Here is a 12057-nt window from a genome sequence, read left to right as displayed (position 1 = left end):
CTCTCTCCCATCCTGGAAGGGATTGTCACCAATTTTCGACGACCTGAGGCCGCTCGCTCACAAGAACAGCGGCTCGGGCCAATAGTCCGCAAGCGTTTTCGACCCGGCTATTGACGATCGGCCCTCAAGGCCGCAAAACAAGGAAGTCGACACCATTCTGCCCGCACAGAGGTCGCTCGGGTCGCCCCGAACACGCCCGATCGAGGCCGTGATCTTCTCGCCAGGAATGAGCCAATATCATGAACCCTTCTCCAAATCAAACGCCCATTGATCCCGGCGTCCGCATCGGCCACGTTCACCTGAAGGTCGCCGATCTGGAGCGGGCGCTCGGGTTTTACTGCGGTGTCCTTGGGTTTGAGTTGACGCAACGGTACGGCGGACAGGCGGCGTTCGTGTCTGCGGGGGGTTATCATCACCACATCGGCTTGAACACCTGGGAGAGCGAGGGGGGACCGCCGCCACCACGCGGCACAACCGGCCTGTTCCACCTCGCAATCCTCTACCCGACGAGGGCTGCGCTGGCGGATGCGTTAAGGCGTGTGCTGACGGCGGGGATCACGCTCGATGGAGCCAGCGACCACGGGGTGAGCGAGGCACTTTACCTCCGTGACCCGGACGAGAACGGCGTGGAGCTCTACTGGGACCGGCCGACGGAACAGTGGCCCCGGGATCCCGACGGAAACATAAACATGTTCACTCGACGTCTCGACCTGGAAGCGCTGTTGCGAGAAGCAACGACGCCCTGACAGCCGGTGCTGTGAACCGAGAGATCGGCGTTCGGCCAACCGATCTGGCGTCGCCCCACTCACTCCCTTTTCGAATGCCTTGAGTTAGAGCCTTCAAGACACACCCCAGATCCGGGCGGGGCGCCCACAGGCCCTAAGACTTAGGAAACGCAACCGATCCCAAAAACCGTCCGAACGCATCACAAACGCATGGCAGCAAGACCCGCTTCGGATCCGGTTCTCTGCGAATCAATCGTCCTTGAAAGCCGTCGATCGTGAACGGTCCAAGGCAGCGTCCCCAGGAGTCGCTTCCGCTTTCAATTCAAGAAGTTAGGTGGGGTCGAACCCGTCCGAAAATGGCCCGGGGAATGGATCCTCGAAGCTCAGTTCGAGTGGTGCTTTGAGACTTCTTAAGGAATTCACTTGCAATTGACACCAACCTTCGACGAAAGTAAGACGAATTCCAAAAAGTCGATCAAAAACATCTGATCGTGGCCAAGGTGAATCAGGTTGGCCAGCGGTGGCACTTTGATCCGTCGACTCCGACGATCGACGTGTCAAGAACCGATTGGGCAACAAGCACTAGCGCAATGGGGTGACATGAAAGTCGTACGTCTTACGATCATGACACTCTTATGGCTACCGGCACTCGTGCTCGGACAGGCCAAGGAGGACGAAGCCGACAAGGTCACGAACGACCGACCGGATCGTCCGCTCCAGATGCCGCCGGCTTCGAGCGAGGTGAAGGAAGCGTTCGATGATTACGAACGGTTCCGCAGGCGGGGGGCGTGGGAGCGGGCATTGAAGTCGCTCTACACGATCCCAGACGCCCAGGCGCTCCGCTTCGTCGACGGCCAGAAAGGCTTTATCATTCCGGTCGCCCGCAAGCGACGCGAAGTGCTGGGCGAACTCTCGCCCGAGGGCCAGGTGGCGTATCGCCTCTTTTACGACGACGAGGCGAAGAAGCTGTTCGAAGAGGCTGAGGGGCCGGCGGAACTGAAGACTCTGGAACGGATCTACTCCGCCTACTTTCCGACGAACGTCGGCGACAACGCGGCCGATCGCCTGGGCGACCTCTACTTCGAGATGGGACGGTTTGACCGGGCGGCCGACTGCTGGCTGGCGGTGCTCCGCGAACGCCCAGACACCGACCTCTCCCCTGCCCTGATCGCGGTCAAGGCGGCCCTGGCACTCTCCCGCGCGGGGCGACAGGCGGAGATCGTCGCGCTCCGGGGCGACCTGGCCGATCGTTACGCCGGGGAGAAGGTCACGATCGGCGGCCAAACCGCGCCGGCCGCCGAGCATCTGACCCGCTACCTGGGTAAGGAGAATTCGGAGATCCGAACGGCCAAAGAGGCCGGCTCCTCGGGGTCGGCCGGAAGCGCGGAGCCGGGGCCCGACCTCACCCGAACGGTCCCGGCCGCCTGGCAAATGCGCTTCAGTGAGTCGGTGATCGCCGGCATGACGCCCGCCGAACAGACCCAATGGCGTGCGAACCCGCTGAGCGGCGCGGTCCCGGCCGTGGCGGTCGAAGGGTCGAGGCTCTACGCCAACTACCTGGGGTACATCTTCGCGCTCGACCTCAAGACCGGCAAGCTGGTCTGGCGGTCCGCCTCGTTCCACAACCTGGATATCCCGGCCGCGCAAGATCAGGCCCGAATGATCAACCCGGCTCGCTTCACGATCGTGGCCTCGAAAAGCCATATCTGGACCCTGACCCGGGACCTGAAGGATCCGAACCAGATGGCCCCCTTCCGCCTGGTCTGTCGGCGGACGGACGGGGGAGACGTGGTCTGGCAGTCGACGGACCTGCCTGAGTACGCCCAGGTCGACCTGGTCGGCACACCGATCCTCGCTGGCGGCACACTCCTGGTCGTAGCCAAAACCCCGATGAATCAGCAACAGGGCCAGGCTCATCAGTATGTCTTGGCGATCAAGGCCAACGACGGCAAGCAACTCTGGAAGACAGAGATCGGCGTGTCTCGGCAAGAGCAACGGTACTCTTATTACGGAATGAGCGACACGACGCCCCAGCCCAGGCTGTTCCAGCAAGCCGGGGCGGTCTATGTCGACACGCACGTCGGCGTCCTCGCGCGGCTCGACGCCGAATCGGGCGACCTGGACTGGGGCTACGGCTACAAGACAGACCCGCCCGACTCCTCGAGCCGGTTCTTCTACCGGATGATGGAGACCGAGCCGACGACCGCCAGCGGCACGCCGCTCCGGTCGGGCGAGGCCTTGTTCGCCAAAGGGGCGAAGTCAGAGCATATCTACGCCCTGGATCCGGACCAGATGAAGGTGCTCTGGGACCGGCCGATCGCCAAGTCAGCGCGGATCGTGGGGGTCGACGACCAGGCCCTTTTCCTCGGCGGTCCCGAGCTCAGCGCGTTGGACCTGCAAACCCGTAAGCTCTTATGGGCAACGCGCGTACCCGGCGGCAGCGCGGAAGGACATGTCCTGGTCCGACCGGGAGGGCTCTGGCAGCTCACCCCCCGCGGTATCTTCGAGATCGACCCCAAGTCGGGCCAAGTCCGGCGGATCTTCCGGGGGGACGACACCGGATCGGACGGGGGCGATCTGTACTTGAACGGACCATTACTTCTGGCGGTCACCAACCGCACCATCTCGGCCTACCCCATCGCGACGACCGCGGCCGTGGCCGACGGTGGTGTCGACGCGGGTCCGGCGACCCCCAAGACGAGGATATCGGATGACTAGGTCGAGCATCGCGGTCATCGTCGTGGCGCTGGCCCTCACCGGGGCGTCGCGCCCGGCCTGGGCTCAGTACTTCCCCCAATCGGAGGGAAACCTTCAGGGGTTCGCCGTCACCGGCAAAGGGACGGCCTCGGCCAAGCCAAACCGCCTGGAGATCGACCTCGAGGTCTCGGCCTCCTCGGAACTGACCGCCGACGCGATCGTCAAGTACCGAGACGCCAAGCGACGGCTTCAGGACGCGTTCGTTGCCCTCAAACTCGACAACGTCACCGTGGAGGAACGGGGCTTGAACGTCGACCAGAAGGGGGCCCAGATGAGCCCTTACTTCTTCGACTCCCAGCCCAGCCGCAAGGCCAAGACGGAAGTCCAACTCACCCGAAAACTTATCGTTAAATGTTCTGACATTCGCAAGCTAGACGAGGAAGCCCTGTTGCAACTCGTCGCCAAGTTGCTCGATGTCGCCCAGGACGCGGGGGGGAAGGTCGGCGCCACTCAGGATCCTTACGCCGCCTATTATTACGGCCGCTACAATCAATCCAACGGGCTCGTCCGCTTCATCCTCGACGACTACGAGAAATTGGAAGAGGAGGCCTACGGCAAGGCGATCGCCGACGCCGAGGCACGGGCGCAACGCCTGGCGAAGCTGAGCCGCCTCAAGCTGGGACCGGTGGCCGGGGTCCGCGTGGCGACATCACCGGGTGATCGGGAGATTTCGCCCTACTCCTACGGCCCCTCCCAAGATGACGAGACGCCGCAACAACAAAAGCGGCTGGAGTCGTCGCGGTTCCAGGAGATCCCGGTGAAAGTCGTGCTGATGGTCCGCTTCGACTCAGCGCCGATGCCCGCGGAAAACGGGAGGGTCGCGAACCCATGAGTCTCCGAAACCAACCCGGAGCTTGGCGGCTGCCCCGTCGCGCCTTCTTGCAAGGTTGTGGCGCGACCCCCTTGGTCGGGGCGGGGTTGCTCGGGCTTGGCCCCCTCGCCGTCCGTTACCTCCTGGCCCAAGAGAAAGAAGTGCTCCCCAAGCACGTCACACCCGAAGCGTTGCAGGCCGTGAGCAAGGGGCTCGACTACCTCGCCGCCCAGCAGGCCGACGACGGGTCGTGGATCACCGGCGGCGGCCAGGCGTACCCGGTCGCCATGACCGGCCTGGCCGGAACCGCCTTCCTGGCCCACGGCAACTCGCCGACCCGGGGCAAATACTCGCGGAACCTGCAAGGGGCCGTCGAATACCTCGTCCGCTGCGCCACCCCCACCGGCCTGATCACCGGCCCGTCGCAAGACAACGGTCAGCCGATGCACGGGCATGGCTTCGCCTTGATGTTCCTGGCGTCGGTCTACGGGATGATCACCAAGGAGTCGCTCCGCCGCCAGGTCGGCGAGACCGTCCGCAAGGCGGTGACGCTCACCAGCCAGGGTCAGAGCGGCGCGGGGGGCTGGACCTATATTCCCGGCGGCGGGGACGAAGGGTCGGTCACGGTCACCCAGGTGCAAGCACTCCGGGCCGCGCAGAACTCGGGGTTCCTCGTCCCCAAGGCCGTGATCGATGAGGCCACGAACTACCTCGAAAAGTGCCGGACGCCCGAAGGAGGAATCCAGTACTCGCTCTCCGCCGGGGGAGGACCGCGGCTCGCCATCTCGGCGGCCGCCGTGGCGACGCTCTACAACGCCGGCCAGTTCGAGAGCCCGATCGCGACCGACTGCTTGAAATACGTCTGGGGCCAGTTCCGGGCCAGCGAAGGCTGGAACAAGGGAGGAGGGCACGCCTTTTACTCCCACCTCTACGCGGCCCAAGGGTTCTACATGGCCGGCGATGAGTATTGGGATCAATACTTTCCCGCCACCCGCGACCAGTTGATCGCCATGCAGGGGGGCGACGGCTCGTGGAACGGCGACGGGATCGGTCAAGTCTACGGGACCGCAATCGCCGTCGTCATCCTGCAACTTCCGTACAAATACTTACCTGTCTTCCAGCGCTGAGAAGGGGACGCGATCTTGAGTACCGCCACCGAGGATCTCGACCTCGCCGAACTGGACGAACTGCGCACCGCCCACCAACAGATCCGCCAGCAAATCGCCCGGCAGATCGTGGGCCAGGACGACGTCGTCGATCAACTCCTGATCGCCGTCTTCGCCCGCGGTCACTGTATCCTCGAAGGGGTGCCCGGCCTCGCCAAGACCTTGATGGTCAACTCCCTGGCCCGGTCGCTCTCCCTCGAGTTCAACCGGATCCAGTTCACGCCCGACCTGATGCCCAGCGACATCACCGGCACCGAGGTCCTCTACGAAGACCGGACCACGGGTGCCCGGGAATTGCGGTTCGTCCACGGGCCAATCTTCGCCAACCTGATCCTGGCGGACGAGATCAACCGGACGCCCCCGAAGACCCAGGCCGCCCTGCTCGAGGCGATGCAGGAACGGCAAGTGACCGTCGGCGGCCACCGCCACCCGCTCCCCGACCCCTTCTTCGTCCTGGCGACGCAGAACCCGATCGAACAGGAAGGGACCTATCCGCTCCCCGAGGCCCAACTCGACCGGTTCCTCTTCAAAATTTTCATCAACTACCCCACGCCCGACGAAGAGCGGCGGATCTACCGGATCACCACCGGCGTGGAGCAGCCGGAGATCACCCCATTGATCTCCGGCGAACGGATCGCGACCTTGCAACGCCTGGTCAGGCGGGTGCCAGTCTCGGATCAGTGCATCGACTATTCGATGGACCTGGTCCGGGCGACCCGCGGGCCTGAGCATGGCGGCCCCAAATATGTCGGCGACTGGGTTTCCTGGGGCGCAGGGCCCCGCGCGGGGCAATCGTTGATCCTCGCCTCGAAGGCAAGGGCCGCGTTGGCGGGTCGGCCCAGCGTCTCGATCGACGACATTCAGACCGTGGCCCGGCCGGTGCTCCGCCACCGGATCGTGATCAACTACAACGCGCAGGCCGCCGGCGAGTCGAGTGACTCGATCATCAAGCGACTCCTGGAAGACATCCCGGTCCGGAAGGGAGCCGCCGATGCCGCCGTCGCGGATGTATTCCGATCCTGACGCGATCGCCCAGATCGCCGACCTGACGCTCCGGTCGCGCCGGCTCGCCGAAGGGGGGATCAGCGGCCAGCACCGCAGCCCCTTCCACGGGTTCAACATCGAGTTCGCCTCGTACCGGGAGTACACCCCGGGAGACGATCTCCGGCGGCTCGACTGGCGCGTGTTCGCCCGGTCCGATCGTCACTACATCAAACAATATGAAGAAGAGAGCAATGCCCGGGTCACGTTCGTCGTCGACGCCAGCGCGTCGATGAACTACCGCGGCTCCCAGGCCGCCCTCTCGAAGTTCGACTATGGCGCCACTCTGGTCGTCACGCTGGCGATGCTCCTGGCCCGCCAGCAAGACCCGGTCGGCCTCGTCCTGTTCGACGAGGACGCGGGGACGGTGCTCCCCCCCAACGCCACCCAGTCGCAAGTCACCGTGATGTCGAGTCTGCTGGAAAACTGCGTACCCGCCCGGAAGACCGAACTCGGCGGCATGCTCCGCTCGCTCGCCGGGCGGATCCGCCGCCGCGGCCTGCTCGTCATCGTCTCCGACCTGTTCACGGATCTCGAGGCCGTGTACGACAGCCTCAATCGCTTGCGGTTCCAAGGCCATGAGGTGCTTGTCTTGCAAGTGCTCGACCGCGACGAAACCGACTTGCCGTTCGACGGCCCCACCCTCTTCCGCGACATCGAAGGGGACGAAGAACTGTACGCCGAGCCCGGGGCGTTTCGCCTGGCCTACCGCCGCGCGATGGAGGAATTTCTCAACGGCGTCAGCCAAGAATGTGGCGCCCGCGGCTACGACCACGTCCGGTTCTTCACCGACACACCCCTGAGCGTATCACTCAGCTCCTTCCTGCACGCGCGGCAAGACGCGGGCGGGACAGGCGGGCGGGCCTGAACCATGTTCACATTTTTGAGCCCACTTCTGATCTGGGGTACGCTGCTGGGCGTCATTCCCATCATCATCCATCTGCTGAACCGCCGACGGTTCCGCCGGGTGGAGTGGGCGCCGATGCGCTACCTGAAACTCACCATCCAGCGCAACCGGCGGCGGATCCAGATCGAACAGTTGCTCTTGCTGCTGCTTCGAATCGCCCTGCCCGTGCTCTTGTTTTTCTTCCTCGCCCGCCCGCTGGTCAACCCGACCGGTCTCGAGCGCTGGCTCGGCGGCGGGGGACGAACCAGCCATGTCATCCTGGTCGACGACTCGTTGAGCATGGGGTACGCCTCCGACGGGCCGCCCGCCTTCCACCGCGCCCGAGACGTGGCTGCCGCGCTCCTCGCCGCCACCCGGCCCGGTGACCGCTGCACGCTGATCGCCACTTCCGCCCCCCGAACCCCTGTCTTTCTCGAAGTCGAGGGCACGCGCCGCGAGGCCCTCTCCGGCGACGCGCTCTCACTCCCCCAGACAGAGACGCACACCGCCTGGCCGGGCGTGCTGGAAGGGGTCGACGGGGTCCTCCAATCGTGCACGTACCCCACCCGCCAACTCACGATCGTCACCGACCTCCGAAAAGCAGGGTGGGACGCGGGCGTTTCCGCGATCGCACGCCGCTGGAACGAACAAGGCGTTCACGTTCGCATCGTCGACGTCGGCGCGGACGAAGTGGCCAACGTCGCTCTGGAGTCTCTCGTCCCGCTTGACCGGACGATCCTGGCCGGCGCGGAGAGCCGCTGGGAGGCCCTCATCCGCAACGCCTCGCCGCGTCTGATCTCCGGGGCCAAGGCGATCCTTCGGGTCGACGACCGGCCCATCGAACTGACCTTGCCGGAGATCGCCCCTCGACAGGCCGCGAAGGTGCCGCTGACGGTTCGGTTTCCGGGGAGTGGACCGCACGACCTCTCGCTCCAGCTCCCCGAGGACGAACTGCCCGGCGACAACCAGCAGTGGGCCGCGATCCCGGTGAAGGATTCCCTCTTGATCCGCCTGGTGGACGGCGAGCCGTCGTCGGAACCATTCGGCTCCGAGGTCGATTACCTCGCCGCCCCGCTCTCGATCGGGGTGGGCGACGCCGAGGCCTGGCGCGTCGAGGTGGTTCAGGAGGAAGACTTCCTTTCGCCTCGATTCGAACCCGCCGATGTGCTTGTGCTCGCGAACGTCACGGCCCCCACGGCCGATCAGGCCAGCCAACTGGCCCGGCTCGTGCGAGGGGGGATGGGGCTCATGGTTTTCACCGGGGCCAAGCTCGATCACGGGCTCTACAACGACTTGCTCTATCGAACCGGCGAGAAGCTGCTCCCCTTTCCGCTGAAAGCCCAGCTCGACGGGGAGATCCGCGGCCTCTTTATCGAGCCCGTTCGGCCCTCACCGATCGAGAAGTTGCTGGAACTGCGGCCCTCCGCGCTGGAGCGAGTGACGGCCCGGCAGATCATGACGGTCGCGGAAGAAGCCGAGGAGGGAAAAGTCCGGGTGCTCGCCCGCTGGAACGACGTGGCCCGTTCGCCCGCGGTGATCGAGCGGATCGTCGGCGACGGCCGGGTCTTGCTCTGGACGAGTACGGCCGACCGCGTGGGGAACGACTGGCCGATCGAGCCAAGCTTCGTGCTGGCCGTCCGCGAGGCCGTCCGCGGGACCGCGCGGCCCACCTCGCTGGCGAACACGGTCTCCGCCGGCGATCGACCGCGCAAGGTCGTCCGATCGAGCCAGCAAATCGCGAACGTCAAGCTGACTCCGCCCGGTTCCGGCGAACCACAGAGCCTGTCGGCCGTCCCACTTGCCAGCCAAAAGGGAGACGACCTCGGGCCGGCCGTGGCGATCGACCTCCCCGACACGCGGCGGGCCGGGCTCTACCGGGTGACCTGGGACGAAGGGCCGCTCGGTACCCAGCACGACCTCTTCGCGGCGAACCCGGACCGTCGTGAGAGTGCGCTGGCCCGGATCCGCGAGAAGGATCTCAAGACGATGTTGCAACCCTTGAAGCTGGAGTTTGCCTCGGCTCGAGGCGATGGAATCGACGCATTCTCGGCGACCGGCCAGGAAGTCTGGCATCAGCTCGCCTGGGGGCTCCTCGGCCTTCTGATCCTGGAGCCGATCCTCGCGACCTGGGTCGGCCGATCGCGCTGACGCCGACGCGAACGAACGGCCACGGCATCCCGCTCACTTTCTTTCTCTCAGTCAGGCGGAGGGTTATGAGCAGCATCTGGAAGTGGCTCCTGGGAATCGACCGATCGCCCGGCGAGGTTGCGCCCGGAGGCAGCACCCGGCTGGAGCTCTCGGCCTTGCCGGATGGGAGCGCGGCCCTCGCGATCCTCCTGGCGGCGGTGGCGCTCTCGGCCCTCCTCTGGCAGCTCTACCGCCGCGAGCGTCGCGACCTCTCGCAGTCGAGGCGCACCCTGCTCGTCGGCCTCCGCCTGCTCGTCCTGACGGCGGTCGCGGTCATGCTGGTCGAGCCGGTCCTGATCACGATCCGCCGCGAGACCGTGCCGTCGCACTTGCCGGTGATCATCGACGACTCGGAAAGCATGCGGTTCGCCGACCCCTACACCGACGAAACGAAGGCGGCCGAGGTCGCCGCCGCGCTCCAGCTCCGGTCGGAAGGCGGGAAGTCGCCCATGGACCGGCTCCGCGAGACGCCAAGGCTCGACCTGATCAAAGCGTCGCTCCGGCCCAACCTTGCGAAGCTCGGGCGCGGTCGTGAGCTTTTCCTCTATGACCTGGAGTCGTCCGGGCCTCGGAGCGGAACCGCCGGTACGTCGCGGGGCCGGAAGCTTGACGACCTCAAGCCAAACCGTGGAGTCTCCCCCCTGGGAGACGCGCTCCGGGACGTGCTGGCGTCCCACCGAGGGCGGCCGGTGGCCGGAATCGTGCTGGTGACGGACGGGCGCTCCAACGCGGGAGAAGATCCCCTCCGGGCCGTGGAAGCGGCGATCCGCCAGGGCATCCCGGTCTTCCCGATCGCGGCAGGCGCCGAGGAAGGGCCAAGGAACGTCCGCCTCGCCGAAGTGGAAGCCAGCCCGGTTGTGTTTGCCCGCGACCCGATGACCTTGGGCGTTGTGATCGAGGCACGCGGGCTCAAGGACGCCGAGGGGACGGTGACCCTCGAACAACGGGTCAACGGTAACGACTGGGAACCGCTAGGCGACCAGCGGGTCGCCCTGGGCGAAGACGGAGTCCTCAAGCGAACGACGTTCCGGATCGTCCCCAAGGTGGTCGGCCAGTATGAGTTCCGCGCCCGGGTCGGCGATGCCGGCCCGGAGCTGACCCAGGAGGACAACGTCGCGACCGCCGCGGTCCGGGTCGTCCGTCAGCAGATCCGGATCCTCTTGATCGCCGGATCGCCGTCGCCGGAGTTTCAGTTCCTCCGCAACGCCCTCCAGCGCGACCAGCACGTTGAGTCCGGGATCTGGCTCCAGCACGCCGACCCGGGCTACAAGCAAGGCGGTGACCGGCCCATCCAGCGCCTGCCTGGCGACGCGGAAGAACTGGGCCGCTACGACGCCCTTCTCCTGGTCGATCCGGACATGCGGACCCTCGGCACACAATGGCCCGAGATGATCATGAACTTCGTCGGCAAGGAGGGCGGTGGCCTGATCTTCGTCCCCGGCGAGCTGTACTCCCAGCAACTCTTCGAAACCGACGACGCCGAGTCGGCAGGGGGGCAATGGACCCGCCTCCTGCCCGTCGTCCGCGAGCCCGGCCTGTTCCGGACCGAGGCGCAAGTCCGCCTGAGCACACAAACGACTTACCTCCTGGAGCTGACGCCCGAGGGCCGCGGCGATCCGATCTTCGAGTTCAACCCCGACCCGATCCGCAACCGAGCGATCCTGACGAGCCTGCCAGGCATGTACTGGAGTTTCCCCGTTACCCGGGCCCGCCCCGGGGCGACGGTCCTCGCCCGCCACGGCGACCCTCGAATGCAGAACCAGTACGGGCGGCACGTCTTGCTCGCCTCGCAACTTTACGGCCCGGGGCGGACGGTTTTCATCGGGTTTGATAGCACGTACCGCTGGCGCTATCTCTCGGAAGACTACTTCGACGGCTTCTGGGCGCGGCTGGTCGATCGCGTCGGCCGGAACAAGGCGCTCGGAGGTCGGTTCCCGTTCCAGGTGCACCTGGGCAAGTCGGCCTACCGGGTCGGCGATCAAGTGTCGGTCGGGGTCCGGTTTACCGAGGCCGCCGCGGTGGCCGAGGCGTCCGGCCTGGCCGCCGAACTCGAGATTGGCGACCAGCCCGCCGAGCCGATTCACTTCGAACGGGCGATCGACGACGCCGAGCTGCTCACCGCGACCTTCCCGGCCGAGAAGGCAGGATCGTACTCGTTGAAGATCACCCCGGCGACCGGAGCCGAGGAGGGATCGACGGTTCGGGTCTCGACCACCACCTTCCGCGTCGAGCCGCCTCGGCGCGAGATCGATGAGCCTTCGCTGAACCGGCCGCTCCTGGCGGACCTCGCCCGACTCACCAAAGGGAGGGTCTTCGACCTGCCGACGATCAGCAAGCTCGACGACGCGATCGCGATGCGTGAAGTGACCCGTACCCTGGAAGATCGCGAAGAACTGTGGGACGCCCCCCTGCTCTACGCCACGATCGTGCTCGGCCTGACCTCCGAGTGGGTGCTCCGCAAGATATTCCGGATGGTCTGAGCTC

General features: G+C 65.8%; 8 protein-coding genes. All 8 read left to right on the top strand.

Annotated features, from left to right (window positions below; translation table 11 throughout):
- Positions 1 to 239 precede the first annotated feature (239 nt).
- The 8 genes from V5E97_RS09535 to V5E97_RS09500 all read left to right on the top strand — a co-directional run bounded on the left by V5E97_RS09535 (position 240) and on the right by V5E97_RS09500 (position 12053).
- Positions 240 to 746 carry a VOC family protein gene (locus tag V5E97_RS09535; protein WP_406699089.1) on the top strand — a complete coding sequence of 169 codons (507 nt, stop codon included), beginning with the start codon at positions 240 to 242 and terminating at the stop codon, positions 744 to 746.
- A gap of 579 nt (positions 747 to 1325) precedes the next feature.
- The gene (locus tag V5E97_RS09530) at positions 1326 to 3443 is read left to right on the top strand and encodes an outer membrane protein assembly factor BamB family protein (RefSeq protein ID WP_406699088.1); all 2118 of its coding nucleotides are present in this window, start codon (positions 1326 to 1328) and stop codon (positions 3441 to 3443) included.
- Positions 3436 to 4314, top strand: coding sequence for an SIMPL domain-containing protein (locus V5E97_RS09525; protein WP_406699087.1), 879 nt, complete (start codon positions 3436 to 3438; stop codon positions 4312 to 4314). The genes V5E97_RS09530 and V5E97_RS09525 overlap by 8 nt, the downstream gene beginning before the upstream one ends.
- Positions 4311 to 5420, top strand: coding sequence for a prenyltransferase/squalene oxidase repeat-containing protein (locus V5E97_RS09520; protein WP_406699086.1), 1110 nt, complete (start codon positions 4311 to 4313; stop codon positions 5418 to 5420). Before V5E97_RS09525 ends, V5E97_RS09520 begins: the two co-directional genes overlap by 4 nt.
- 15 nt (positions 5421 to 5435) lie before the next feature.
- Positions 5436 to 6482: an AAA family ATPase gene (locus V5E97_RS09515; protein WP_074304416.1), complete on the top strand. Its 1047-nt coding sequence runs from the start codon at positions 5436 to 5438 to the stop codon at positions 6480 to 6482.
- Positions 6451 to 7368, top strand: coding sequence for a DUF58 domain-containing protein (locus tag V5E97_RS09510; protein WP_406699085.1), 918 nt, complete (start codon positions 6451 to 6453; stop codon positions 7366 to 7368). The genes V5E97_RS09515 and V5E97_RS09510 overlap by 32 nt, the downstream gene beginning before the upstream one ends.
- Positions 7369 to 7371: 3 nt before the next feature.
- Entirely contained in the window at positions 7372 to 9534 is a 2163-nt protein-coding gene (locus V5E97_RS09505) for a BatA domain-containing protein (RefSeq protein ID WP_406699084.1), read from the top strand.
- Positions 9535 to 9599: 65 nt separating this feature from the next.
- Positions 9600 to 12053, top strand: coding sequence for a VWA domain-containing protein (locus tag V5E97_RS09500; RefSeq protein ID WP_406699083.1), 2454 nt, complete (start codon positions 9600 to 9602; stop codon positions 12051 to 12053).
- Positions 12054 to 12057 lie beyond the last annotated feature (4 nt).

The sequence above is a fragment of the Singulisphaera photorubra genome, assembly GCF_045290345.1.
Lineage (GTDB): Bacteria > Planctomycetota > Planctomycetia > Isosphaerales > Isosphaeraceae > Singulisphaera.
Note: the sequence above shows the minus strand (reverse complement) of the source record. Positions and strands in the feature narration are given on the sequence as shown.